The sequence below is a fragment of the Streptomyces sp. NBC_01283 genome (genome assembly GCF_041435335.1).
Lineage (GTDB): Bacteria > Actinomycetota > Actinomycetes > Streptomycetales > Streptomycetaceae > Streptomyces.
This window is the reverse complement of record NZ_CP108430.1, coordinates 8,112,995-8,137,343: the sequence shown is the minus strand read 5'-3', so window position 1 is coordinate 8,137,343 and position 24,349 is coordinate 8,112,995. Positions and strand designations below refer to the sequence as shown.

Annotated in this window: 21 protein-coding genes and 1 pseudogene; 12 read left to right on the top strand and 10 right to left on the bottom strand. The window is 70.4% G+C overall.

What is annotated here, in order from left to right:
- Positions 1–5 precede the first annotated feature (5 nt).
- From OG302_RS36960 to OG302_RS36945, 4 genes are read right to left on the bottom strand one after another with little or no spacing between them, the layout of a single operon-like run.
- Positions 6–554: a hypothetical protein gene (locus OG302_RS36960; protein ID WP_371750347.1), complete on the bottom strand. Its 549-nt coding sequence runs from the start codon at positions 552–554 to the stop codon at positions 6–8.
- A 33-nt stretch (positions 555–587) separates the two neighbouring features.
- A complete protein-coding gene (locus OG302_RS36955; protein WP_371530768.1) occupies positions 588–1,472 on the bottom strand; it encodes a carbohydrate ABC transporter permease in 885 nt (294 codons plus the stop codon).
- Positions 1,469–2,470 carry a carbohydrate ABC transporter permease gene (locus tag OG302_RS36950; protein WP_371750346.1) on the bottom strand — a complete coding sequence of 334 codons (1,002 nt, stop codon included), beginning with the start codon at positions 2,468–2,470 and terminating at the stop codon, positions 1,469–1,471. The genes OG302_RS36955 and OG302_RS36950 overlap by 4 nt, the downstream gene beginning before the upstream one ends.
- Positions 2,470–3,771, bottom strand: coding sequence for an ABC transporter substrate-binding protein (locus OG302_RS36945; RefSeq protein ID WP_371530767.1), 1,302 nt, complete (start codon positions 3,769–3,771; stop codon positions 2,470–2,472). The genes OG302_RS36950 and OG302_RS36945 overlap by 1 nt, the downstream gene beginning before the upstream one ends.
- Positions 3,772–4,051: 280 nt before the next feature.
- On the opposite strand from OG302_RS36945, the gene OG302_RS36940 reads away from it, so the two are divergent.
- The 11 genes and pseudogenes from OG302_RS36940 to OG302_RS36890 all read left to right on the top strand — a co-directional run bounded on the left by OG302_RS36940 (position 4,052) and on the right by OG302_RS36890 (position 16,577).
- Positions 4,052–4,696, top strand: a complete 645-nt coding sequence (locus tag OG302_RS36940) for a GntR family transcriptional regulator (RefSeq protein ID WP_371530766.1) — start codon at positions 4,052–4,054, stop codon at positions 4,694–4,696.
- On the top strand, positions 4,693–5,619 hold the full coding sequence (locus tag OG302_RS36935; protein ID WP_371530765.1) for a dihydrodipicolinate synthase family protein: 927 nt from the start codon (positions 4,693–4,695) through the stop codon (positions 5,617–5,619). The genes OG302_RS36940 and OG302_RS36935 overlap by 4 nt, the downstream gene beginning before the upstream one ends.
- The gene (gene araD / locus OG302_RS36930; RefSeq protein ID WP_371530764.1) at positions 5,616–7,331 is read left to right on the top strand and encodes an L-arabinonate dehydratase; all 1,716 of its coding nucleotides are present in this window, start codon (positions 5,616–5,618) and stop codon (positions 7,329–7,331) included. Before OG302_RS36935 ends, araD begins: the two co-directional genes overlap by 4 nt.
- Before the next feature lie 151 nt (positions 7,332–7,482).
- The gene (locus OG302_RS36925; protein WP_371530763.1) at positions 7,483–8,439 is read left to right on the top strand and encodes a carbohydrate ABC transporter permease; all 957 of its coding nucleotides are present in this window, start codon (positions 7,483–7,485) and stop codon (positions 8,437–8,439) included.
- Positions 8,440–8,471: 32 nt separating this feature from the next.
- Positions 8,472–9,347 (top strand): carbohydrate ABC transporter permease, encoded by an 876-nt coding sequence (locus OG302_RS36920; RefSeq protein ID WP_371750345.1) that lies wholly within the window; start codon positions 8,472–8,474, stop codon positions 9,345–9,347.
- A complete protein-coding gene (locus tag OG302_RS36915) occupies positions 9,344–10,612 on the top strand; it encodes a Gfo/Idh/MocA family protein (RefSeq protein ID WP_371530762.1) in 1,269 nt (422 codons plus the stop codon). The genes OG302_RS36920 and OG302_RS36915 overlap by 4 nt, the downstream gene beginning before the upstream one ends.
- 7 nt (positions 10,613–10,619) lie before the next feature.
- Positions 10,620–11,474 (top strand): PmoA family protein, encoded by an 855-nt coding sequence (locus OG302_RS36910; protein WP_371530761.1) that lies wholly within the window; start codon positions 10,620–10,622, stop codon positions 11,472–11,474.
- The gene (locus tag OG302_RS36905; RefSeq protein ID WP_371530760.1) at positions 11,471–13,015 is read left to right on the top strand and encodes a family 43 glycosylhydrolase; all 1,545 of its coding nucleotides are present in this window, start codon (positions 11,471–11,473) and stop codon (positions 13,013–13,015) included. The genes OG302_RS36910 and OG302_RS36905 overlap by 4 nt, the downstream gene beginning before the upstream one ends.
- A 63-nt stretch (positions 13,016–13,078) precedes the next feature.
- Positions 13,079–14,449, top strand: coding sequence for a sugar ABC transporter substrate-binding protein (locus OG302_RS36900; RefSeq protein WP_371530759.1), 1,371 nt, complete (start codon positions 13,079–13,081; stop codon positions 14,447–14,449).
- Positions 14,446–15,267: pseudogene (locus OG302_RS36895) on the top strand (rhamnogalacturonan acetylesterase). The gene OG302_RS36900 and the pseudogene OG302_RS36895 overlap by 4 nt, the downstream one beginning before the upstream one ends.
- Before the next feature lie 26 nt (positions 15,268–15,293).
- Positions 15,294–16,577: a polysaccharide lyase family 1 protein gene (locus OG302_RS36890; protein WP_371530758.1), complete on the top strand. Its 1,284-nt coding sequence runs from the start codon at positions 15,294–15,296 to the stop codon at positions 16,575–16,577.
- A 45-nt stretch (positions 16,578–16,622) separates the two neighbouring features.
- Here OG302_RS36890 and OG302_RS36885 read toward each other — a convergent pair whose 3' ends face one another.
- The 5 genes from OG302_RS36885 to OG302_RS36865 form a co-directional block, all read right to left on the bottom strand.
- On the bottom strand, positions 16,623–17,789 hold the full coding sequence (locus OG302_RS36885; RefSeq protein WP_371530757.1) for an MFS transporter: 1,167 nt from the start codon (positions 17,787–17,789) through the stop codon (positions 16,623–16,625).
- A gap of 157 nt (positions 17,790–17,946) precedes the next feature.
- On the bottom strand, positions 17,947–18,789 hold the full coding sequence (locus tag OG302_RS36880; RefSeq protein WP_371530756.1) for a pectate lyase: 843 nt from the start codon (positions 18,787–18,789) through the stop codon (positions 17,947–17,949).
- 95 nt (positions 18,790–18,884) lie between these two features.
- Complete coding sequence (locus tag OG302_RS36875) at positions 18,885–19,781, bottom strand: hypothetical protein (RefSeq protein ID WP_371530755.1); 897 nt, start codon at positions 19,779–19,781, stop codon at positions 18,885–18,887.
- Positions 19,781–20,314, bottom strand: a complete 534-nt coding sequence (locus OG302_RS36870; RefSeq protein ID WP_371530754.1) for a SigE family RNA polymerase sigma factor — start codon at positions 20,312–20,314, stop codon at positions 19,781–19,783. Before OG302_RS36870 ends, OG302_RS36875 begins: the two co-directional genes overlap by 1 nt.
- Positions 20,315–20,520: 206 nt before the next feature.
- Complete coding sequence (locus OG302_RS36865) at positions 20,521–21,000, bottom strand: hypothetical protein (RefSeq protein ID WP_371530753.1); 480 nt, start codon at positions 20,998–21,000, stop codon at positions 20,521–20,523.
- A 330-nt stretch (positions 21,001–21,330) separates the two neighbouring features.
- Here OG302_RS36865 and OG302_RS36860 point away from each other — a divergent pair, with 330 nt between their 5' ends.
- Positions 21,331–23,232: a rhamnogalacturonan lyase gene (locus tag OG302_RS36860; protein WP_371750344.1), complete on the top strand. Its 1,902-nt coding sequence runs from the start codon at positions 21,331–21,333 to the stop codon at positions 23,230–23,232.
- Here OG302_RS36860 and OG302_RS36855 read toward each other — a convergent pair.
- Positions 23,221–24,252: a LacI family DNA-binding transcriptional regulator gene (locus tag OG302_RS36855; protein WP_371530752.1), complete on the bottom strand. Its 1,032-nt coding sequence runs from the start codon at positions 24,250–24,252 to the stop codon at positions 23,221–23,223. The genes OG302_RS36860 and OG302_RS36855 overlap by 12 nt on opposite strands.
- Between the last annotated feature and the right edge of the window lie 97 nt (positions 24,253–24,349).

Below are 24,349 nucleotides of genomic sequence, written 5' to 3'. Positions count from 1 at the left end.
CGGCGTCAGGCCGTCACGCCGCGCCGTTCGACGGCCAGTGCCGCCGCCGCGACCATCCCCAGGGCGGGCGCCGCGAGCGGCAAGGCGAACCACGCGGACGCCACGACCACGGCGAACCCGCACACGATCACCAGGGAACCGGCGGGATCGCGCAGCGTGCGGCGCACCGACGCGGCCAGGAGCGCGCGCCACGACGCGCCGGGCCGCCAGACGGCGGCCGCCCGCAGCCCGGCGACGACCAGGACGAACAGGGCGAGCACCCCGACCGCGCCGACGAACGTGCCGCCGGGAAGCCCCGCCCGTACGAACGCGATGTCGGCGAGGAGCAGGGCCAGCGCCGCCCAGCCTCCGAGGCCCACCAGCCAGCCGCGCCGTACCGCCGCCCGCAGATCGGCGGTGAACTCCCGCCAGCCGGAGGTCTCCTGGGAGAGGTGCCGGTCCAGGTGGCGGGACCCCGCCGCGAAGGCCGCGGGCAGGGTGACCAGGGGCAGGGCGGCGAGTGCGATCCACACCCCGGTCAGCAGGCATTCGGCGAAGGCGCCGTAGCGGTCCATGAAAACGGATTTGCCGCGCGCGCTCACGCGGCCTCAGCCCTTCAGACCGGAGGTCGCCATACCGTCGATCAGGTACCGCTGGAAGGCCAGGAAGAACGCGAGGACGGGCAGCAGCGCGACGAGGGACATGGCGATCATGCCGCCATAGTTGGCCAGGCCCTCCTGGTCGACGAACATCTTCAGGCCGAGCGAGACGGTGTACTTCGAGGGGTCGTTGAGATAGATCAGCGGTCCCATGAAGTCGTTCCAGGAGTTGATGAAGGTGAAGATCGCGCTGGTGATCAGCGCCGGCCTGCACAGCGGAAGCACGATCGACCAGTAGATCCGCAGGTGCCCGCAGCCGTCGAGCCGCGCCGCCTCGTCGAGTTCCTTGGGCAGGTTCCGCATGAACTGCACCATGAGGAAGACGAAGAAGGCGTCGACCGCCAGGTACTTGCCGAGCAGCAGCGGCGTATAGGTGTTGATCAGACCCATCTTCTGGAACAGGACGTACTGCGGGATCAGGAGCACGTGGTACGGAAGCAGCAGGGTGCCGATCATCAGCGCGAACAGGAGGTTGCGGCCCGCGAACCTGATCCGCGCGAAGGCGTACCCCGCGAGGGAGCAGGAGATCAGCACCCCCAGCACCGAACCGAGCGCCAGGAAGAGGGAGTTGGCGAAGAAGGTGGAAATGGAGATGTCGGCGATGCCGTCGGCGAGTCCGGCGTAGTTGGCGACGATGGGGTCGGCCGGGAAGAGGTCGAGGCTTCCGACGATCTCGTCGTTCGGCTTGAAGGAGCCGCCGATCGCCCAGATCACGGGGTAGAGGACCACGGCGAGGACCGCCAGGGAGCCGATGTGCCAGGCCAGTGAACCGGCCCCGCGGCGTCGGCCACGGGTGGGCGGGCTGGTGTGAGGGCCGCGTGCTGCGCTGCTCATCGGGATGCCTCCTCGTAGTGCACCCAGCGCTTCTGGGACCAGAAGAGGACCGCCGTCACCAGTGCCACCGCGAGCAGCAGCATCCAGGCCATGGCGGAGGCGAGGCCCATCCGGCTGTTCTCGAAGCCCTGGACGTAGAGATAGCAGGTATAGACGAGCGATCCGTCGGCCGGACCGCAGGCGTTGCCGCCCGCACCGCCGCCGACGATGTACGCCGAGGCGAAGATCTGGAAGGAGTGGATGGTCTCCAGGAGGACGTTGAAGAAGAGGACCGGGGAGATCATCGGCAGCGTGATGTTCCAGAACCGCCGCCAGGTGCCCGCGCCGTCGACCTCCGCCGCCTCGTACAGCTCGCGCGGCACCTGTTTCAGACCGGCCAGGAAGATGACCATGGGTGCGCCGAACTGCCAGACGGTGAGCGCGATCAGACTGTAGATGATCCACTGCGGGTCGCCGGTCCAGCCGCCGACGTCCATGCCGAAGATCGCCCGTTGCGTCCGGTCGACGATGGCGTCGTCGGAGAAGATCGCCTTCCAGACGACGGCGATCGAGACGCTGGCGCCGATCAGGGACGGCGCGTAGAACGCGGCCCGGTAGAAGGCCTGTCCGCGCCGCTTCTGGTTGAGCAGCAGCGCCACGCCGAGGGCCGCGGCCAGCTTGAGCGGGGTTCCCACGACGACGTACCAGAGCGTCACTTCCACCGACTTGCGCCAGCGCGGGTCACCGAACATCTCGGTGAAGTTGTCGAGGCCGATCCACTTGGGGGCGTCGAAGAGGTTGTAGTCGGTGAACGCGAAGTAGAGCGAGGCGACCATCGGCCCGGCCGTGAGCAGCAGGAAGCCCGCGAGCCACGGCGACATGAAGAGGAACCCGGCGATGTTCTCGCCCCGCCGTCGGCGCCGGGCCGCGTCGGGGAGGCGCGTGCCGCGCGGCGGCCTCGGTCTCCCGGGCCCGGCCGGGGCCAGGGATGTCTGCGGGGGCGCTGTCGTGCCGCCCATCAGGAACCGAGCGCGGTCTTGCACTCGGTGAAGAACTGCTTCACCGCTTCGTCCACCGACCGCTCCCCCAGGGCGAGTTCCTCGGCGATGCGCAAGAACGCCGCCTCGCAGACGTCCGCACCCGCGGGGTGCGGTGTGATGTCCTCCAGGACACCGGCGTCGACGAGCTGCTCCTCGTACGCCGCGATCTCCTTGTTGACCTCGGCGATCACCTTGTCCTTCTCGTCGGCCGGCTTGTACGCCTCGTACTGCGCGGTCGTGGTGGGCACCCCGCGGTCGTATCCCATGATCTTGGCGACCTCGGGGTCGTGCACCATGAAGTCGATGAACTGCGCGACTTCCTTGGGGTGCTGGGTGCGCCTGGAGCCGCTGAGCATGAGGGAGCCGAGGTACTGACCGGTCTTCTTGCCGTCGGTGGTCGGGAGCGGCGCGAGACCGTACTTGCTCTTGCCCTCGGCGGAGTAGCGGACGGTGAAGTTGTCCCAGGTGAACTCGGAGGCCGCGATCTCGGCGGCCACGGCCGACTTGGGCTTGATCTGGGCGACCTTCTTCGGGTCGGCGTAGATCCCCGACTTCACCCCGGCATACCCCTTGGTCCACCACTCCTTGAGGTCCGCCTCGTCGAAGCCGAGGCCGTCCTCGGTGAAGAAGGCCTTGCCCCGCTGTCGGAGGTAGGGGTCGTAGAGGTACATGACGCCGTAGAGGCCGCTGTCACCCGCCCTGCCCCCCTTGTGGATCTTCTCCATCGCCGTGTGGAAGTCGTCCCAGGTCCAGCCCATCCTGGGGGTGACACCGGCCTTCTCGAAGACCGGTTTGTCGATCACCAGGGCCATGGAGTTGGAGCCGACCGGGACGCCGAGCAGCTTGCCGTCGACCTCGCCGAACGTGTCGAGTCCGGCGCGGAAACCGTCGAGGCGCAGGTTGCCCGCCTTGGCCTGTGCGTGCAGGTCGAGCAGGACGTTGCGCTGGTCGTACTTGCGCAGGAAGCCGATCGCGTTCTGGAAGACGTCGGGCGGATTGCCGCCGGAAGCCTGCGTGTTGAACTTCTTCCAGAAGTCGAGGTAGGGCTGGAAGTCCGTCTTCACCTTGATCTTCGGGTACTTCTTCTCGAAGAGCTCGATGGTCCGGTTGATCCGCTTGGCGCGGTCGTCGGAGCCCCACCACGCGTACCGGATGGTGACGGTTCCGTCCCCCGATCCGCTTCCGCCGCCGCAGCCCGCCGCGGTCAGTCCGAGGGCCGCCAACGAGCCGCCGGCCAGTTTCAACAGGCCGCGCCTGTCAACTTCCCCATTCGTCGGCACAGTTCGTCCTCCGTCACGCGATTGAATCGTTTTAGGAAAGCGCTTGCCGGGACAAGGTAGGGAGCCGGGCCGAGTACGTCAACGGTTCGGGCAGGAACGGTCGAAGCGCTTCGAGTCCGCGCACCCCAACTCCGATATGTCGAACGAGTTTTCCTGCGCGAAACGTTGACGCGGGCCGGTCCGCGCCCTAGCTTCATCGCGTCGTACTTCGTACGTCATATATGAGACGCGATACGCGATGGCTGCCCGGCGACCGACCGCACGACGACTGAGAGCACCGATGAACTTTGCGCCCCACCCCATCCCCTCGCGCACGCAATATGTGCTCGAAGCGGTCAAGCACCGCATCCTCACCGGTCAGTTGGCGCCCGGCCAGCCACTCGTCGAGACCGAGCTCGCCGCCCAGTTCGCGGTCTCCAAGACGCCCGTACGGGAGGCGCTCAAGACACTCGCCGGGACCGGGCTCGTCGTCATGAGCCAGTACAAGGGCGCCACCGTGCGCACGGTGGACGCGGCCATGGCGCAGGAGGTCTACGACGTACGCCTGCTGCTCGAACCGGAGGCTCTGCGGCGCACGGTCCGCAACGGCGCTCTCCTGGAGGAGGCGCGCGACGCCCTGGAGCGGGCGGACACGGCGGTGGACGCGGCCGAACGCTCGCTGGCCAACCGGGAGTTCCACCGCGCGCTGTACGTCCCGTGCGGCAATCCGCTGCTGTCCCGGATGCTCGACGACGTGCGCGACCAGGCGGCCCTGGTGTCCGCCGTCGCCTGGGCGACGCTGCCCTCCTGGGAGCGGGAGGCCGCCGAGCACCGGGAGATCCTGCGGCTCGCGCTCGCGGGGGAGGCCGACGCGGCGGCGCGCGGACTCCATGACCACATCGCCTCGTTCGTGCGGCGGGCGTTCCCGGAGGGGGAGCTTTCATGACCGGACCGATCCCCGGCTCCCGCTTCGGCGCGCTGCGTTCCGCGCTCGCCGATGTGGTCGCGATCCCCGTGACGCCGTTCGCCGAGGACGGCTCCGTGGCGCGGGACACCTACCGCACCCTGGTCAGGCGTCTCACGGACGGCGGCGTGCGCACGCTCACCCCGAACGGCAATACCGGCGAGTTCTATGCGCTGGACCCCGAAGAGCGGCGCCTGGTAACCGAGTTGACCATGGAGGAGGCGGGCCGCAGCGGCGCCTTCGTGCTCGTCGGCGTCGGCCATGACCTGCCGACGGCGGTCGCCGCCGCCCGGCACGCGCGGGACGCCGGGGCACACATGGTGATGGTCCATCAGCCGGTGCATCCGTACGTGTCGCAGGACGGCTGGGTCGACTACCACCGCACTGTCGCCGATGCCGTGCCCGAGCTCGGCGTCGTCCCCTATATCCGCAATCCTCGCCTCACGGGTCAACGCCTCGCGGATCTCGGGGAGTTGTGCCCCAATGTGATCGGCGCGAAGTACGCGACACCAGACGCCGCCGCCTTCGCCGCGTTCGCACGGGACGCGGGTCTCGACCGCTTCGTGTGGGTGGCGGGGCTCGCCGAGCTGTACGCGCCCGCGTACTGGGCCGTCGGCGCCACCGGCTTCACGTCGGGCCTGGTCAATGTCGCGCCCGAGGTGTCCCTGAGCATGCTCGAAGCCCTGCGGGCGGGCGATTACCCGGCGGCCATGGACGTCTGGGAGCGGATCCGGCGCTTCGAGGAGCTGCGGGCCGCCGACCAGTCGGCGGACAACGTCACCGTCGTCAAGGAGGCTCTCGCCGCGCTCGGTCTGTGCCGCCGCGAGGTGCGCCCGCCGAGCCGCGTCCTGCCCGTCGAGCGGCGCGACGAGATAGCGGCGCTTGTGAAGGCGTGGGCGATATGAGGCCGGACGAGCTGCGCAGCCACCAGTGGTACGGCACGGACGGGCTGCGGTCCTTCAGCCACCGGGCGCGCACCCGGCAGCTCGGGTATCTGCCCGAGGAGCATCTGGGCAAGCCCGTCATCGCGGTCCTGAACACCTGGTCCGACATCAACCCCTGCCACGTCCACCTGCGCGACCGCGCCCAGGCCGTGAAGCGCGGGGTATGGCAGGCGGGCGGCTTCCCCCTCGAATTCCCCGTCTCCACGCTGTCGGAGACGTTCCAGAAGCCGACCCCGATGCTCTACCGGAACCTCCTCGCCATGGAGACCGAGGAGCTGCTGCGGTCGTATCCCGTGGACGGCGCCGTGCTGCTCGGGGGCTGCGACAAGACGACGCCCGCCCTGCTCATGGGCGCCGCGAGCGCCGACCTGCCGGCCGTCTTCGTACCCGCCGGGCCCATGCTCCCGGGGCACTGGCGCAACGAGGTGCTCGGTTCCGGCACCGACATGTGGAAGTACTGGGACGACAAGCGCGCCGGCCTCATCGGTGACTGCGAACTGGCCGAACTGGAGAGCGGGTTGGCCCGCTCCCCCGGCCACTGCATGACCATGGGTACGGCGTCCACGCTGACGGCGGCGGCCGAGGCGCTCGGGGTGACGATGCCCGGTGCCTCCTCCATCCCCGCGGTGGACTCCGGGCACGACCGGATGGCGGCCGCGTCCGGGATGCGGATCGTCGAACTCGTCCACCAGGACCTGAAGTTGTCCCGGCTGCTCACTCCGGAGGCGTACGAGGACGCGGTCGCCACCGTGCTCGCGCTCGGCGGCTCCACCAACGCCGTGATCCACCTGATCGCCATGGCGGGCCGCAGCGGCGTACGGCTCACGCTCGACGACTTCGACCGGATCGCGCGGACCGTGCCGGTGCTCGCCAACTTGCGGCCCGGCGGGCAGTACCTCATGGAGGACTTCCACTTCGCGGGCGGACTCCCGGCGTTCCTGGCCCAGTTGACCGACGTGCTCCATCTGGACCGGCCCACCGTCGCCCACGACACGTTGCGCGAGCAGCTCGCGGGCGCCACCGTGCACAACCCCGAGGTCATCCGGCCCCGCACGAAGCCCCTGACCGACGAGGGCGGGGTGGCGGTGCTCCGCGGCAACCTCTGCCCGGACGGCGCCGTCATCAAGCACATCGCCGCCGAGCCCCGTCTGCTGCGCCACACCGGCCCCGCGGTCGTCTTCGACGACTACCAGCAGATGCAGCGCACCATCAACGACCCGGCGCTCGGCATCACCGCCGACCACGTCCTCGTGCTGCGCGGCTCGGGGCCCAGGGGCGGTCCCGGCATGCCCGAGTACGGCATGCTCCCGATCCCCGACCACCTGCTCAAGCAGGGCGTGCGCGACATGGTGCGCCTCTCCGACGCACGCATGAGCGGCACGTCGTACGGCACATGTGTGCTGCACATCGCGCCCGAGTCGCATGTGGGCGGGCCGCTCGCCCTCGTCCGCACGGGAGACCTGATCAGCCTGGACGTCGAGGCGCGCTCGCTCCATCTCGACGTGTCCGAAGAGGAGTTGACACGGCGACGGGCCGCGTGGACGCCGCCGCCCGCACGCTTCGGGCGCGGCTACGGCGCGCTGTACGACGAGCAGATCACCCAGGCCGACACCGGCTGCGACTTCGCGTTCCTGGCCCGCGACGGCGAGGTCCCCGAGCCCTACGCGGGCTGAGCTCCACCGCTCCCCCCTCCGTACGAGCGTACGAGTACGAGCCGTATGCGTCGCACGAGAGCCCTCTTCATGTGTACGAGATTTCGAACAACGTCTGCGAAGCGCTTCCTCTCGCCGACTGTGTGCCGCCCATGAGAACGGAGAAGCAGACATGGCCTCAGCCGTGGCGAAAGCGCCACCGCAGCCACCGCCCCGGCGCCGCATGCCGGGTGCGCACCGGCGCCGAACGGGAGCGACCCCGCGCCGCCTCCCGTATCTGCTGATCGCGCCGGCCGGACTCCTGATGGTGGGCTTCATCGCCTATCCGGTCATCAGCGTCTTCTACTACAGCCTGCGCCACTACAACCCCACCAAGCCCTGGCGCGACGGCTTCGCGGGCCTCGACAACTTCGTCACCGCGTTCACCGAGGACCCGCAGTTCTGGCAGACGCTCGGCTTCAGCCTCCAGTGGGTGGTCGTCGAGGTCGTCCTGCAGCTGCTCCTGGGCCTCGGCCTCGCACTGATCGTCAACCAGACCTTCATCGGCCGTGCGATGGCCCGCGCCCTGGTCTTCTCGCCGTGGGCCGTGTCCGGCGTGCTCACCTCGACGATCTGGCTGCTGATCTTCAACTCGCAGACGGGCATCACCCGTTACCTCGCGGACATGGGCATCGGCTCGTACGGAACGTCCTGGCTTTCGGACACCGGCACCGTCTTCCCAGCCGTCGTCATCGCCGAACTCTGGCGCGGTGTCCCCTTCTTCGCGATCCTCATCCTCGCCGACCTGCAGTCCGTCTCGAAGGACCTGTACGAGGCGGCGGAGGTGGACGGCGCTAGCCGCTTCCGGCAGTTCTTCCACATCACGCTGCCGCACCTGAAGGACGCGATCATTCTCTCCACGCTCCTTCGCGCGGTCTGGGAGTTCAACAACGTCGACCTGCTCTACACCCTCACCGGTGGCGGACCCGCGGGCGAGACGACGACCCTGCCGCTGCGCATCGCGTCCATCGCCGTCGACTCGCACGACTTCGGGTACGCGTCCGCGCTGACCTCCATCGCGTTCGTGATCCTCCTCTTCTGCTCGATGGTCTATCTGCGGCTGAGCAAGTTCGGGGGTCAGGACAAGTGAGCGCCACACAGCACCTGGACAGGGAAGCCGCCATGGCGGACACCACCGCACCCGCCGAGCCCCGCGCGGGCGGCCCGCGCACACCCAAGCGGCGCCCCTGGGACGAGGCCCCCCGCTGGCAGATATACCTCCCGCTCGGCCTCTACCTCCTCTTCACGCTCATCCCGTTCTACTGGATGCTGCTCTTCGCGATCCGCCCTGCGGGCTCCACCTCGCTGCTCCCCTGGCCCATCACCTTCGAACACTTCGACAAGGTGTGGACCGAGCGGAGCTTCGCGCTCTTCTTCCAGAACAGCCTCATCGTCGGCGTCCTTTCGATGCTGATGACGACGCTCGTCGCCCTCGCCGGCGGTTACGCCCTCGCCCGCTTCGACTTCAAGATCAAGCGCGGTTTCATGCTGGCGCTGCTGTGCTCGCAGTTCATCCCGGGCGCGCTGATGCTGGTGCCGCTCTTCCAGATCTTCGCCAACCTCCAGATGATCAACTCGCTCGGCAGCGTCATCATCGCCGAGGCCGTCTTCCAGCTGCCGCTCTCGATGATCCTGATCAGCGGGTTCATCAAGAACGTGCCGTACTCCCTGGAGGAGGCCGCCTGGGTGGACGGCTGCGGACGCTTCCGCGCTTTCTGCGCCGTCGTCCTGCCTCTCCTGCGGCCCGGTCTGATCGCGGTCGGCTCCTTCGCCTTCGTGCACAGCTGGAACCACTTCCTGTTCGCCCTGATGTTCCTCTCCAACCAGGACAAGCAGACGATCCCGGTCGGCCTCGCCACCCTGATGGGCGCCGACAGCGTCGACCTGGGCGCACTCGCCGCGGGCGGCGTCATCGCCGCCCTGCCCGTCGTGATCGTCTTCGCGTTCATCCAGAAGTGGCTGGTCACGGGGTTCAGCGCCGGGGCGGTGAAAGGATGAGCCCCGGACCGGGGCAGCCCGCGGCGCCCGGCACCCCGCTGCCGCTGGTCCTGGCCGGTGCGCGCGGGCACGGCAGATGGCATCTGCAAAACATCCGGCGCCTCCAACAGGCCGGTCTCGTACGCCTCGTGGGGGTCTGTGAGCTGACGCCGCTGACCGGCGCCGAACTCGACGGGCTCGGCGAACCCGCGCAGTCCGCGGACTTCGCCGGTCTGCTCGATGCCACCGGAGCCGCCGTCGCCGTCGTCTGCACGCCCATCCCCAGCCACGCGGACCTGGCCGTGGCCGCCGCCGCGCGGGGCGTGCACCTGCTCCTGGAGAAGCCTCCCGCCCCTTCGTACGCCGAGTTCCTGCGGATCACCGACGCGGTGACCGCCGGGGGTGTGGCCTGCCAGATCGGATTCCAGTCGCTCGGGTCGCATGCCCTTCCCGCCATCCGTGCCCTGGTCGCCGAGGGGGCCGTCGGGGAGCCGATGGGCGTCGGCGCGGCGGGCGCCTGGGCGCGTGACGAGGCGTACTACCGGCGGGCGGCCTGGGCGGGCAGACGCCGCCTGGACGGCGTGGACGTCGTGGACGGGGTCCTGACCAACCCCCTCGCCCACGCGGTCGCCACCGCCCTGGCGGTGGACGGGTCCCGGCGGGGCGAGGATGTCACGCGGGTGGACACGGAGCTGTTCCGCGCCAACGACATCGAGTCCGACGACACCTCCTTCGTGGGGATCACCACCGAGCGCGGTGGCCGCGTCGGTGTCGCGGCGACCCTCTGCGCCGAACGTCCCGACGAGCCGTACGTCGTCGTCCACGGCACCCAGGGCCGCATCACGTTCTGGTACAAGCAGGACCGGGTGCTCGTGCAGCGCTCCGGGCACGGGCCCGAGGAGGTCCTTCACGGGCGGACGGACCTCCTCGAGAACCTCGTCGGCCATCTCACGGGCCACGCCGAGCTGCTTGTTCCGCCGGCGTCGACGGGTGCCTTCATGAAGGTCGTCGAGGCGGTCCGCCGGGCGCCCGATCCGCTCCCGCTGCCGGTCGAGGCCTGGCGTGCCGTGCCCGGCGAGCACGAAGGCGTGCGGCGCCGGGTCGTGCACGGCATCGACGGGCTCGTCGCGGCGAGCGCCGACACGCTGTGCGGCTACGCGGAGCTCGGCACGTTCTGGGCGCTGCCCGACCCGCCGCCCGACGCACGGTCCGCCGGCCCGCGGGCCCCTCGCGCCCCCGCACCCTCCGCCTCTCACTCCCCCGTCCCCGAGACCCCACCGAGGTGAGAACGCCATGAACAGAACCGCGACCGACACCGCGCTCATGCTGCGCTGCTCGGGCCGCCCCGTATGCCGCTACGTCATCCACCCCTCGGCAGGACGGCGGCTCGCGCCCCGCCCCTACCTCCACCCCGTCCGCACTTTCGGCGGCCTGGCCGTCACCGAGTACGGTCCGGCCGACCACCCGCACCACCTCGGCGTGGGCATCGCCGTGCCCGACGCGGCGGGCCGCAACTTCTGGGGCGGGCGCACCTACGTACGCGACCAGGGGCCGACCGAGCTCGACAACCACGGTGAACAGCGCCACCTGGAGTTCAAGCTCCGCGACCCCGACGGCTTCGTCGAGGAGATCAGCTGGCTCGACGGGGAGTGCGAGCTGCTGCGCGAGCGCCGCACCGTCGCCGTCACGCCCCTGACCACGTCCGCCTGGGCCCTCGACTTCACGTTCTCCCTCACCAACCCGGCCTCCTCGGAGATCTCGATCGGCAGTCCCGCCACCAACGGCCGCCCCGGCGCCGCCTACGGGGGCTTCTTCTGGCGTGCCCCCAAGGAGACGCTGGCCCCCGAGGTGTTCACCGCGGACGCCGAGGGAGAGGCGGCGGTGCACGGCACCACCGCCGACTGGCTGGCCCTCGTGGGCCAGGGCTGGACGCTCGTCTTCGCCGGGGCGACGGCAGAGACGCGACGCGACCCGTGGTTCGTGCGAACCGCCGAGTATCCGGGCGTCGGCTCCTCGCTCGCGCACGCGCGGCGCCTGCCGATCGGCCCCGGCGAGACCGTCGTACGCCGTGTCATCACCGTCGTCTCCGACGGCCGCCCGAGCCGGTCCGAGGCCGCGGGGCTCGTCCGCAAGGCGGTGACCGCGTGAACGCGCCCCCAGTCGTCCGCACCGGTGACCTCGGTGACGGGACCTACCGCAATCCCGTCCTCGCCGCCGACTGGTCCGATCCCGACGTCGTCCGGGTCGGCGACGACTTCTACCTCACCGCGTCCAGCTTCGGACGCGCGCCCGGCCTGCCACTGCTGCACTCCCGCGACCTGGTGAACTGGACCCTCGTCGGGCATGCCCTTGAGCGCCTGGAGCCCGCGGAGTCGTTCGCCTCGCCGCGGCACGACTGCGGGGTGTGGGCGCCGTCGATCCGGCACCACGACGAACGGTTCTGGATCTTCTGGGGCGACCCCGACCACGGCGTCTTCCAGGTCAGCTCCCCCGACATCCGGGGCCCTTGGAGCGCCCCGCACCTCGTCAAGGCGGGCAAGGGGCTCATCGACGCCTGCCCGCTGTGGGACGAGGAGCGCGGCGAGGCGTATCTCGTGCACGCCTGGGCCAAGTCGCGCTCCGGCGTCAAGAACCGGCTCACGGGCCACCGCATGAGCCCGGACGGGCGCGAACTGCTCGACGAGGGGCGGGTGTTGGTGGACGCCGACCAGCTCCCCGGCTGGTTCACGCTGGAGGGGCCCAAGCTGTACCGCCACGACGGCTGGTTCTGGATCCTCGCTCCCGCGGGCGGGGTGGAGACGGGCTGGCAGGGCGCCTTCCGTTCGCGGACCTTCCACGGCCCCTACGAGGAGCGAGTCGTCCTGGAGCAGGGCGGCACCGGCGTCAATGGCCCGCACCAAGGCGGCTGGGTGCGCACCCCGTCCGGCGAGGACTGGTTCCTGCACTTCCAGCAGCGCGGCGCGTACGGCCGGGTCGTCCACCTCCAGCCGATGTACTGGGGCACGGACGGCTGGCCGGTGATCGGGGACGACGGCGCCCCCGTCGACATACACAAGAAGCCGAGCCTGCCTCCGCAGCCCGCTTCCGCGCCCGCCACCGACGACGACTTCCCCGGCGGGCGCCACGGCCGCCAGTGGCAGTGGTCCGCCAACCCCCTTGAAGGCTGGGCGACTTCGCACGCGGCCGACGGTCTGCGGCTGACCTGCGTCCGGTCCGCGGACGCCCACGACCTGCGCCGCCTGCCGCACGTCCTGACCCAGCGGATACCGCTCGCGCCCTGCACCGTCGAGGTCGGCCTGCGGCTGGACAGCACCGCGGCCGACGCCAGGGCCGGGCTCGCCGTGCTCGGCGACGCCTTCGGCTGGATCGGCCTCGAACGCGGCGACGACGGGACGGTACGCCTCGTCCACCGGTTCGCGGAGCCGGTCGCCGAACGCGAACGCGATGCCGCGCGGCCGCGGCCCGCCCCCGACGGCACCGCACGGCTGCGGATCGACGTCACAAACGGCGCCCGCTGCCGCTTCTCGGCCGACACCGGCGACGGCTTCCGCCCCTCGGGCCAGGTCTTCGCCGCGACGCCGTGGCGCTGGGTGGGCTCGCTCCTCGGCCTGTTCGCCACGGCCCCGGCGGGGCGGGACGGGGCCGGGACGGCGTTGTTCACGCACTTCCGGATCACCACCACCGGCTGAGGCAGTCCCGCCCGACCCCAAAAAACCTCGTACGACCCCTACATCCGACGAAGAGAGCCGACGATGAACATCATCATCCGTGGAAACAGCAGCGGAGACAGAAGCAGAAGCAGAAGCCGTCGCGCGGTGGCCGCCGTCGCCTTCACCGCCGCGTTCGCGCTGACCGCCACCGCCTGCGGCGACGACGGCAGTGGAGCCGGCGGGGACAAGGGCAAGGAGGGTTCCGGAAAGGGTGAGATCACCTTCTGGGACAACAACGGCGGTGTCCGCACCGACGTATGGAAGGAGATCATCAAGGACTTCGAGGCGAAGAACCCGGACATCCACGTCAAGTACGTCCCGATCCCCGCGGAGAGCGTCCAGTCGAAGTACGACACGGCCATCCAGGGCGGCGGCCTGCCGGACGTCGGCGGCGTCGGCGCCGCGATGCTCGCCGGGATCTCCGCGCAGAACGCCCTGGAGCCGCTGGACGACCGGCTGAGCGGCAGCTCCCTGGAGGGCAAGCTGAATCCGGGCATGATCGACAGCGTCCGGGCGGCGGGTGGCGGCAACCGGCTCTTCACGGTGCCGACGTCGGCGAGCAACGGCGTGCTGTACTACCGCACCGACCTGTTCGAGGCCGCGGGCCTGGACGCCCCCACCACCTGGGGCAAGTTCTACAAGGCGGCCGACAAGCTCACCGCCAAGGGCGACAACAAGTTCGGGTACACCATTCGCGGCGGCGAGGGTTCCATCGCGCAGGCGCTCGACGCGGCCTACGGCCAGTCCGGCATCGGGTCGTTCTGGGACGGCGATGAGACCACCGTCAACGACCCGAAGAACGTGGCGGCATTGAAGAAGTACGTCGCGCTGTACAAGAAGAACACCCCCGAGGCCGACGTCAACAACGACTTCAAGAAGATGAACGCCCAGTGGGACACGGGCCAGATCGGCATGCTCAGCCACAACCTCGGTTCCTACACGGACCATGTGAAGGCGCTCGGCGAGGACAAGTTCCGCGGCCTGCCCAACCCGACGACCGACGCGGGCATCCGCGTCCAGGTCTCCAACCCGGTCGACGGCCTCGGCCTGTTCAAGTCGAGCAAGAAGAAGGCGGCGGCCTGGAAGTTCATCGAGTTCGCCGCCTCGCACGAGTCCAACAGCAAGTGGAACAAGTCCGCGGGCGCCATCCCCGCCAACACCGCGGCCTCCAAGGACGCCTGGGTGAACGAGGCCGAGCCCACGAAGCTGGCCGCCGCCGCGCTCAACGACGGCTCCCTGAAGATCGTGCAGCTGCCGTACTACCTGCCCGACTGGAACACCATCAGCAAGGCCGACAACGAGCCGAACTACCAGAAGGTCCTGCTCGGCAAGATGTCCGCGAAGGACTTCCTCGACACCCTCGCCGAGCAGCTCAACAAGGCTCAGGCCGAGTGGAACGAACAGAACAAGTGACGGCGCGCCCCACGCACGGCGTCGGGCGACGCCGTGCGGTCGCGGCTCTCGCGAGCCTTCCGCTCGCGGTGGCCGCGGCCCCGGCCGCCCTCGCCCGCCCGGCGGGATCCACTCCCGCCGGCACCCTCTACATCGCCGGTGACTCCACCGCCGCGCAGAAGTACGCGGACGCGGCGCCCGAGACCGGCTGGGGCATGGCTCTCCCCTTCTTCCTCCACGACCGCCGCCTGAAGGTCGCCAACCACGCCATGAACGGCCGGAGTTCGAAGAGCTTCTTCGACGAGGGCCGCCTCGCCGTGATCCTGGAGGCGATCGGCCCCGGCGACCTTCTCCTCGTCCAGTTCGCGCACAACGACGAGAAGAGCGCCGACCCGGCGCGCTACACCGAGCCCTAGTCGACGTACCAGGACTACCTGATGCGGTACGTCGACGGGGCTCGCTCCCGTGGCGCGCGGCCGGTGCTCGTGACCGCCGTGGAGCGCCGGAAGTTCGGCACGGGCGGCACCGCGCTGCCCACCCACGGCGAGTACCCGGCGGCGATGCGCGCGCTCGCCGCCGCCGAGAGGGTGCCGCTGCTCGACGTGCAGGCCCTGTCGCTCGCCCTGTGGCAGAAGCTCGGCGTCGAGGAGACGAAGGCGTACTTCAACTGGACCGCCGCCGAGCAGGACAACACGCACTTCAACCCGCCGGGGGCGATCGCCGTGGCCCGTCTGGTGGCGGCGGAGCTGCTGCGCCGCCGGGTGCTGGCCCCGCGTGACGTGCGGCGGCTCGGCGACGCGATACCCGAATCCTGGATCACCTGGCCGGAAGGACCGTGACGATGAGGACCACGAGGACCACGCGCATGACCGTACGAAGATCTCTCGCCGCACTCGCGGGGTGCACCGCCCTGGTCGTGGCCGTCACGGGCACGTCGTCCGCGTCCGCCACCGGGGGTGGCTCGCCTGACGTGCTGCCGCCCCGCGACGGATGGGCCTCGCTGGACGGCGGGACCACCGGCGGTGCCGGAGCCGATGCCGCGCACACCTACACGGTCACCACCTGGGAGGAGCTGCGGGCCGCGCTCGCGGACAGCGGCGACGCTCCCCGGATCATCAAGGTCAAGGGCACGCTGAACGCGACGGCCGAGGGCTGCGGCGCGTTCGAGGCCGACGGCTACGACTTCGACCGGTACCTCGCCGACTACGACCCCGCCGTGTGGGGACGCGACACACCTGTCTCCGGAGCGCAGGAGGACCTTAGGGCGGCATCGGCGGCCCGGCAGGGCGCGGCGATCAAGGTGAAGGTCCCGGGCGACACCACCATCGTGGGCGTCGGCAAGGACGCGGGGATCGTGGGCGGCAGCCTGCAGATCCAGGGCGTGGACAACGTAGTGGTCCGCAACCTCACCCTGGAGAGTCCGCTGGACTGCTTCCCGCAGTGGGACCCGACGGACGGTGCCACCGGGGCCTGGAACTCGGAGTACGACAGCATGGTCGTGTACGGCTCGACGCATGTGTGGGTCGACCACAACACGTTCACCGACGGCGAGCACCCCGACAGTTCGCTGCCGTCGTACTACGGCGAGGTGTACCAGCAGCACGACGGCGAGCTGGACGTCGTGCGCGGCGCGGATCTGGTCACCGCGTCCTGGAACGTCTTCGCCGACCACGACAAGACCCTGATGATCGGAAACAGTGACAGCGCGGGCGGCACCGACCGGGGCAGGCTGCGGGTCACCCTGCACCACAACGTCTTCCGGGACATCGTCGAGCGGGCACCGCGCGTACGCTTCGGCCAGGTCGACGCGTACAACAATCACTACGTGGTTCCCGTGGGCGGCTATCAGTACTCGTTCGGCATCGGCCAGGAGTCTCAACTCGTCGCCCAGAAGAACGCGTTCACGCTGCCGGCCGGGGTCAGTGCCGCGAAGATCCTGAAGAAGTGGAAGGAGGCGCCGGTCACCGCCGACGCCAACTACGTCAACGGCAAGCGGGTCGATCTCATCGCCGTCCACAACGCGGAGATGCCGGAGGAGACCCTCACGTCGGGTGCGGGCTGGACACCGGGTCTCCGGACGCGGGTGGACGACCCGCGCACGCTGCCGGGAATGCTCGCGCGCCACGCGGGGGCGGGCAAGCGCCGCTGAGTGCCTGGACCAGGGCGGCCGTGGCTGCCCTGGTCCCACCCTGGTTCAGCGGCCGGGCACCCTCCGGAGCCACAGCCACAGGGCCGCTGCGGCGAACTGGAACGCGGCGATGCCCAGCATCAGCCCGTCCGCGCCGAGCCGGCCCGCGAACACCCCGGTCAGGGCCGCGCCGCCCGCCGACGCGCCGATCTTCAGGCTGCCGCCGGTGGTGTTGACCTGGCCGAGCCGGTCCGGCGGCGACTCGCGCTGGCGGAGCATCAGCGTGGCGGCGAACAGCGGCCCCTCGGCCACGCCCGCCGCCACGCAGACGGCCCACGCCCAGGGCAGCGACGGCACCAGCGCCAACGCGGCGAGGGCCGCACCGAACCCCAACAGCCCGGCCACCACGACCCGTTCGCACCGTCCGGGCGTCAGCCACCGCGACGAGGCGAGGGCCCCGATGAGGGAACCCAGGGCGAAGCAGGCCAGCAGTTGTCCGCCTGCCCCCGCGCCCGCCCCGATGTCCTGGCCGAGCAGCACCGCCGCCACCGCGAACCCGCCGAACCCGAACCAGGCGAATATCGTCGACGCGGTCAGGGCCCGAAGGACCCGGTTGGTCCCCAGGACCGAGAGCCCGCCCGCCACGACCTGCCCGACACCCGCCCGCGTCCGCTCCGGCCGGGCCTCCGGGGGCGGAATCCGCAACAAGGGAAGAAGGAGAAGGCCGAGCACGGCTGCGGCCACGGTCACGATCCCGGTGTGCCCGCCGCCCGCGAAGGCGGCGACCATCGCGGCGAGGCCCGGCCCGGCGACAGCCGCGACGGTGTAACTCGACGCCTCGAGGCCGTATGCCCGCGAGAGGCGTTCGGGAGGCACGAACCTCGGCAGCAGACTGGTGAGCGCCACCACGACCGGTTCGACGCAACCGATCACGGCGGCGACCATCAGCACGAGCACCAGCGGCGCGCGCCCCGCCGACACCATGAGCAGCGCGGTCGCGACGGCGTATCCGCAGGCCAGCGCGGTCACGAGACGGCGCGGCCGGCCGGTCCGGTCCAGCGCATGCCCGATGACCGGCCCGCTCAGCACATACGGGAGCAACATGGCGGCCTGTACGAATCCGGCGCTCGCCGCGTCTCCGGTACGCGCCTGGACGGTGAGCACCAGGGCGGTCGCGGCTCCCTCCGCGGACACCCTGAGCAGCGTGGCGGCCGTCAGATGAAGCCGAAGCAAGCGGACCCTCCTGAACACGCGATCAGTGAGCCCCGACTCAATCACCCACCGCCGGTGCCAGGGAGAGGTTCCAGAAATCGGCGTGACGGCCGGCGTGACAGCGGCGGGCCACCGATGACCGAAAACGGGCGGTCACCGGTGGCCCGGCACGACGGCCCTACTGGTAACTGATGTCCGACGCGCTGTACTTGCAGTACGTCCCGTCAGGGCCACTGCCCGTCTCGTCGGGCTCGTCGCCCGAACTGTTGCCGGTGTAGCGGATACAGGGCTTGATCTTCTTGCTGGAGTCGCCGTGGATGCGGATCTTGCTGAGGGTCGCCGTGTCGCCGTAGTTGGTGTTGATGCCGACCAGGGACTTGCCGGGCGCGGTCACGTCCACGTCGTTGATGGTGATCGTGCGCTTGTACTGCTTGGAGCAGTTGCCGCAGGAGCGCACCAGCTTGCCGAAGTCCGAGACCTGGAACCCGCTGATGTTCAGCTTGCCCGCGCCGTTGAACTGCAGGACCTTGTCGTCGGCCTTCTTCGCACCGCCACCGGTGACGGTGTACGTCGAGCTGCTGGATGTGCCCTTGAAGGTGGCCGCGTCCTCGCCGACGTCCTCCCACCACACGTTCTGGATGGTGCAGCTGCCCGAGCAGTGCACGCCGTCGGCGGCCGGCTTGCCCAGCACGACGTTCTTCAGTACGGCGCCGTCCTTCAGCTTGAAGATCGGGTCCTGGCCTTCTTCCTGGCCGTCGCCGCCGAGGTCTCCGCTGCCGTAGAAGCGCTGGAGTCCGCCGTCGTAGGTGCCGGACACCTCGATGGTCTTCGTGACGGGCTTGTCGCCGGTGGGGGTCGGCCAAGATGCGGCCGTGGTCGCCGCGCCCGCCGGGGAGAGCAGCGCGTTGGCGCCGAGGGTGGCACCGGTCAGCAGGAGCGCGCCGCCCGCCGCGCCCACGGCGCGGCGGCGGGTGAGGCGGCGCTTGCGGCTCTTGCGCAGTTCGGCTCGTTGCGTGGTCATGGGGACCGCTCTTTCGCTGGGGGGATGACCTTGCGTCTGCTGGTCTCCGCCCGCGTGCGGAAGGTTGCCGCCCCGCGAGGAATTCCTCCCGCGCCCTAAGAGGTGCGGGCGAAGTTGCCCCGTACCGCGGCCTTTTGAGCCTGCTGGCCCGATGCGGTGGCCTCCGCCGCGTAGGTGTCCTCGCCCGCGTCCCTGCCGCCCTCCGCGTGGTTGTACTGGCCCGCGAAGACGTGCTCACCCGCGGGAACGGTGCGGCCCGCCTTCAGCGTCCAGCGGTAGACCAGCTCACCGCCCGACTTCCGTACGGAGACGGTGAAGTCGTCGGCGGGCAGGGAGCGCCAGTTGCCCGTGTCGGTGACTCCGCCGGTCTGCGCGACACGCAGTTCGACGGTGAGCGCGGTGAGCGGTTCGCCCGTCTTGAACGTGAGGGTGCTCTGCGCCCAGAAGTCGTTGCTCTGCGGCTCGATGGAGCCGTCGCTCCAGAGGTAGCCGTCCTCGACACTCTTGGCGTCCGGGGCCACGCGCCGCGTATCGGGCGGGAGGTCGGACTCCTTCGGCGGCCGGCTGGTGTCCTGCCCCTCGCCCTTGCCCTTTCCCTTGTCCGGCGTGCCCTTCGTGGCCTTGCCCGACGGGTGCGCGGGCTCGGCGGGCGAGCTGGGCCCGGCCTTCCCGTCGTCCGGTGCGGAGGCGGATGGGCTCGGACCGGACGGGGAATCGGGGGCGGCCGGGGTGCCCACGGTGCGGGGCGGCGGGTCCTCGCCCTGGACGGCGGAGGCGACGGCATAGCCGCCGAGCGCGAAGACTCCGGCCACGGCGGCCGTCGCGCCCGCGATCCGCAGCCAGGGGGCGGGCCGCGGCAGCCTGCCGCGGGACGAGGCACCGGGTTCGACGGCGTCACGCTCCATGCCGCGCTCTACGCGGGCCAGCATCCGTTCCCTGTCAGGGCGGTGCTCGGCCGCGGCATCGCGCAGCTGCTTGCGTACGTCGTCCATCACTGCCTCCCTCCCACGAGTTGCGACGCTGCCCGGTCACCGAGGAGCCGTTGCAGCTCCGCCATTCCCTTGGACGTCTGGCTCTTCACCGTACCGACCGATATGCCGAGGGTGAGCGCGGTGTCCTTCTCCGACAGGTCGAAGGCGTGCCGCAGGACCACACAGGCCCGCTTACGGAACGGCAGCGTACGCAACGCCTCCTGGACGTCGACGACCGCCGGTACGTCGGGGTCGTCGACCCCCTCCGGGCGCTGCCCCCAGAACAGCGCCACGCGGCGGCGTTCGCGGACGGCACTGCGGATGCGGCTGCGCGCCATGTTGGCGACGACTCCACGGGCGTACGCGCCCGGGTGGTCGGCGGCCCTGACCCGGTCCCAGCGGTTCCAGAGCGCGACCAGGGCGTCCGCCGCCAGATCGTCCGCGGCGTCCTTCTCGCCGGTCAGCATGTGCGCGAGGCGGGCGAGTTCGTTGTAGTGCCGCTCGAAGAAGTCATGGAACTCCGCGGCGGCTGCGTCGTCGACGGCTGTCCCCACGGGTGACCTCTTTCTGTGCTCGCGCGCGGCTCTTCCCGCGCGCCGGGTGGCCCCCGTGCCGCCGCAACGCGATGCGCGAGCATAGCAACGTCTGTACGAGAGATCGAACAACGTCCGGAATCCCAGGCGTATCTGAGCCAAACGGCATGCGATCGGATCCAACGACGCCCCCACCCCGCGGGGTGGGGGCGTCGCCTGAGCCGGTGTCAGCAGGTGCCTCGCTCCCAGTTGTGCCACTTGCCGTGGTGGAACACGTTGGCGTACACGGTGTTGCCGGCCCACACGCCGACGCAGCGGTAGCCGGGGCCCTTTCCGACGCCCCACATCCGGTCCGCCCGTCCTCCGCCGGGCATTTCCTTCCAGCCGCCCGCGTTGGCCCAGATGTGGTAGATCCCGCGATTCGTGCCGATCACGAAGGTTTCGTCCCTGGAGCCGTTGCCGTCCCAGTCGACGTCGAGGCCGGTGTTCGAGCCCTTCATGCAGCCCCAGTGGCCCCAGCGCTTGATGGGGTGGGCACATGCCTGGGCCGACGCGTCAGCGGTCGCGGACCTGACCACGGTGGCCGTCGGGTCGGCTGAGGCTGCCGGTGCCGGTGCCGGTGCGGCACTGGCGGATGGCACAAAGGCGCCGGAGAGTGCGGCCAGCGCCGCGGTTGCTCCGAGCGCCGCCTTCTGCATGGTTCGCATGCTGTTTCCCCCTGTACTTCGGGTTTTCCCCTGTATTTCGGGCTGTGCGGTCACCACAGAAGCTAGGGGTCCGAGGGCTCGGCGCGCGTCGTGCGGTGGTTTGGTGTGGCCGTCCACCGAGCGCGCCAGCCGGGTAAACCTGCGCGGTAGGCGGCGTTTGTCGTCCACCCGGCGCGGCAGCCTCGTCGGCCGGGACCCGCCCACCGGCGGGCCGGTAACTGCACCTGACCGGGCGGCAACCTTCCGCGCTCCCCGCGGCGACTCAGGCGAGGCACTGTCCCTCTCCCCGCAATCTCCCCGCAGGAGCACCCCATGGCCCAGGAACACCCCATGGCCGAGAACCCGTACGGCGACCGCCTCCGCCCCAGGCGCCGAAGAGCACGGCGGGCCCGCGGCCGGGTTCTGCTCACCGCCGTCGTCGCGGGCGCCCTCGGCGCCGGTGGGCTAATCGCCCTCTCGTCCACCTCGTCGGCGGCGACCACCCGCCAGGCCGAGGCGCTGGACCGGGGCGTGGTCAGCGTGCACACCGACGCCGGGAACCTGGTCAGCTGGCGCTGGCTCGGGACCGATGACGACGACGTGGCCTTCAACGTCTACCGAGGGGGTACGAAGGTCAACTCCTCCCCGGTCACCGGCTCGACGAACTACTTCCACGCGGGCGCGCCCAACAGCGCCGACTACACGGTGCGCGCGGTGGTCGACGGCACCGAGCAGGGCGACTCCGTGCACGCGGTGCAGTTCCGCGCCGGATACAAGGACGTGCCGATCACACCGCCCGCCGGGGGCACGACCCCGGACGGCGTGGCGTACACGTACGAGGCGAACGACGCGTCCGTGGGCGATCTCGACGGGGACGGCGCCCTGGACTTCGTACTGAAGTGGCAGCCCACCAACGCCAAGGACAACTCCCAGTCCGGCTACACCGGCAACACGGTCATCGACGGCATCAGGCTGGACGGCACCCGGCTGTGGCGGATCGACCTGGGCAGGAACATCCGCTCGGGCGCGCACTACACGCAGTTCCAGGTGTACGACTACGACGGGGACGGCAGGGCCGAGGTCGCCACGAAGACGGCGGACGGCACGAAGGACGGCGCGGGCAAGGTGATCGGCAGTTCCTCCGCCGACCACCGCAACTCCGGCGGCTACGTCCTCACCGGACCCGAGTACCTGACGATGTTCGACGGCCGCTCCGGCGCCGCGCTCGACACGGTGGACTACGTCCCCGCGCGCGGCAGCGTCGCGGGCTGGGGCGACAGTTACGGCAACCGCGTGGACCGCTTCCTCGCCGGGACCGCGTACCTCGACGGCAGCAGGCCGTCCCTGATCATGGCGCGCGGCTATTACACCCGGTCGGTCATCGCCGCCTGGGACTGGCGGAACGGGGCATTCACCCGGCGCTGGACCTTCGACACCAACTCCTCGACGAACGCCGGCAAGGGGTACGACGGCCAGGGCAACCACAGCCTGTCGGTCGCGGACGTCGACGCCGACGGCAAGGACGAGATCGTCTACGGCGCGATGACCGTCGACGACAACGGCAGCGGCCTGTGGACGACCAAGCTCGGGCACGGCGATGCCGGGCACGTCGGTGACCTCGATCCCTCCCGCGCGGGCCTGGAGTACTTCAAGGTCTCCGAGGACAGCTCCAAGCCGGGCTCCTGGCTGGCCGAAGCCCGCACCGGGCAGCGCCTGTGGACCACGGCGTCCGGCTCCGACAACGGCCGGGGCGTGTCCGCCGACATCTATGCCGGTTCGGCGGGCGCCGAGTCCTGGTCGGCGGCCGACAGCACCCTGCGCTCGCCGTCCGGGGCGTCGGTCGGCCGCGAGCCCTCCAGCGTCAACTTCGTGAACTGGTGGGACGGCGACACCACCCGCGAACTCCTCGACGGCACCCGCATCGACAAGTACGGGACGGGCGGCGAGACCCGGCTCCTGACCGGGGCGTCCGTCGCGTCCAACAACGGCACGAAGGCGACCCCGGCGCTCTCGGGCGACATCCTCGGCGACTGGCGCGAGGAAGTCGTGTGGCGCACCGCGGACAACAAGGCGCTGCGGATCTACTCCACCCCGCACGAGACGAGCACGAAGATCACCACGCTGCTCCACGACATCCAGTACCGCACGGCACTGGCCTGGCAGAATACGGCCTACAACCAGCCCCCGCACCCGAGCTTCTTCATCGGCTCCGGCATGGCAAAAGCACCACGCCCGGTGGTGTCAACTCCCTGAGGGGGCACCTGAATACCCGGGGGCAGGGCCCGTGCTGGCTCGCACCGTCAACTCCGGTGCGATCAGGGTGACTTCGGCCGCGCTCTGCCCCCGCAGCTTGGCGACGACGCGTTCCACTGCCTGTCGGCCCATCTCCTGGGCGGGGATGGCGACGGAGGTGAGCCGGACCGAGGCCTGGGTGGCGACCTGGTCGGGGCAGACGGCGATGACGGAGACGTCTTCCGGTATGGCGCGGCCCTGCTGACGCAGGAGGCTCAGGAGTGGTTCCACCGCCGACTCGTTCTGGACGACGAACCCCGTGGTCCCCGGGCGTTCGTCGGAGATCCGCGCCAGGGTCGCGGCAAGCGCGTCGTACGTTCCCTCACAGGGGCGGTGCAGCACCCGGACGCCGAGCTCCTGTGCCCGCGTGCGCAGCCCGTCCAGGGTGCGTTCCGCGAAGCCGGTGTGCCGCTCGTACACCGCGGGCGCCTCGCCGATCACGGCGATCTCCCGGTGGCCGAGCCCGGAGAGGTGCTCCACGCACTGGGCGCCGGTCGCCACGAAGTCGAGGTCCACGCAGGTCAGGCCCGCGGGGTCGGCGGGGAGGCCGATGAGGACCGCGGGCCGGTCGGTCTCGCGGATCAGCGGGAGACGCTCGTCGTCCAGCTCCACGTCCATCAGGATCATCGCGTCGGCGAGTGCGCTGCCCTCGATGCGGCGGACCGCCTCGGGGCCCTCCTCGCCGGTCAGGAGCAGCACGTCGTACCCGTGGGTGCGCGCGGTGGTGGCGACGGCGATGGCGATCTCCATCATCACCGGCACGTACATGTCGGTGCGCAGTGGCACCATCAGGGCGATGATGTTGGACCGGCTGCTGGCCAGCGCGCGGGCGCCGGCGTTCGGGTGGTAGCCGAGCTCCCTGATGGACCGTTCGACGCGGTCCTTGGTGGAGGAGGAGATGGACCGCTTGCCGCTGAGCACATAACTCACCGTGCTGGCCGAGACTCCGGCGTGGTGGGCTACCTCGGCGAGGGTGACCATTCAGCTCTCCTAGACGGGCTCGGACAGGTCGTGAGGCGGCGGCGAAGCGCTTCGACGGGGGGCCGTCCTGACCTTAGAACGACACCCGTACGCTGTC

Bases quoted from the DNA above. Each gene is read 5' to 3' on its own strand.
- OG302_RS36960 (WP_371750347.1), bottom strand. From the start codon at position 554: ATGGACCGCTACGGCGCCTTCGCCGAATGCCTGCTGACCGGGGTGTGG.
- OG302_RS36955 (WP_371530768.1), bottom strand. From the start codon at position 1,472: ATGAGCAGCGCAGCACGCGGCCCTCACACCAGCCCGCCCACCCGTGGC.
- OG302_RS36950 (WP_371750346.1), bottom strand. From the start codon at position 2,470: ATGGGCGGCACGACAGCGCCCCCGCAGACATCCCTGGCCCCGGCCGGG.
- OG302_RS36940 (WP_371530766.1), top strand. From the start codon at position 4,052: ATGAACTTTGCGCCCCACCCCATCCCCTCGCGCACGCAATATGTGCTC.
- OG302_RS36935 (WP_371530765.1), top strand. From the start codon at position 4,693: ATGACCGGACCGATCCCCGGCTCCCGCTTCGGCGCGCTGCGTTCCGCG.
- araD (WP_371530764.1), top strand. From the start codon at position 5,616: ATGAGGCCGGACGAGCTGCGCAGCCACCAGTGGTACGGCACGGACGGG.
- OG302_RS36925 (WP_371530763.1), top strand. From the start codon at position 7,483: ATGGCCTCAGCCGTGGCGAAAGCGCCACCGCAGCCACCGCCCCGGCGC.
- OG302_RS36920 (WP_371750345.1), top strand. From the start codon at position 8,472: ATGGCGGACACCACCGCACCCGCCGAGCCCCGCGCGGGCGGCCCGCGC.
- OG302_RS36915 (WP_371530762.1), top strand. From the start codon at position 9,344: ATGAGCCCCGGACCGGGGCAGCCCGCGGCGCCCGGCACCCCGCTGCCG.
- OG302_RS36910 (WP_371530761.1), top strand. From the start codon at position 10,620: ATGAACAGAACCGCGACCGACACCGCGCTCATGCTGCGCTGCTCGGGC.
- OG302_RS36900 (WP_371530759.1), top strand. From the start codon at position 13,079: ATGAACATCATCATCCGTGGAAACAGCAGCGGAGACAGAAGCAGAAGC.
- OG302_RS36890 (WP_371530758.1), top strand. From the start codon at position 15,294: ATGACCGTACGAAGATCTCTCGCCGCACTCGCGGGGTGCACCGCCCTG.
- OG302_RS36880 (WP_371530756.1), bottom strand. From the start codon at position 18,789: ATGACCACGCAACGAGCCGAACTGCGCAAGAGCCGCAAGCGCCGCCTC.
- OG302_RS36875 (WP_371530755.1), bottom strand. From the start codon at position 19,781: ATGGACGACGTACGCAAGCAGCTGCGCGATGCCGCGGCCGAGCACCGC.
- OG302_RS36865 (WP_371530753.1), bottom strand. From the start codon at position 21,000: ATGCGAACCATGCAGAAGGCGGCGCTCGGAGCAACCGCGGCGCTGGCC.
- OG302_RS36860 (WP_371750344.1), top strand. From the start codon at position 21,331: ATGGCCGAGAACCCGTACGGCGACCGCCTCCGCCCCAGGCGCCGAAGA.
- OG302_RS36855 (WP_371530752.1), bottom strand. From the start codon at position 24,252: ATGGTCACCCTCGCCGAGGTAGCCCACCACGCCGGAGTCTCGGCCAGC.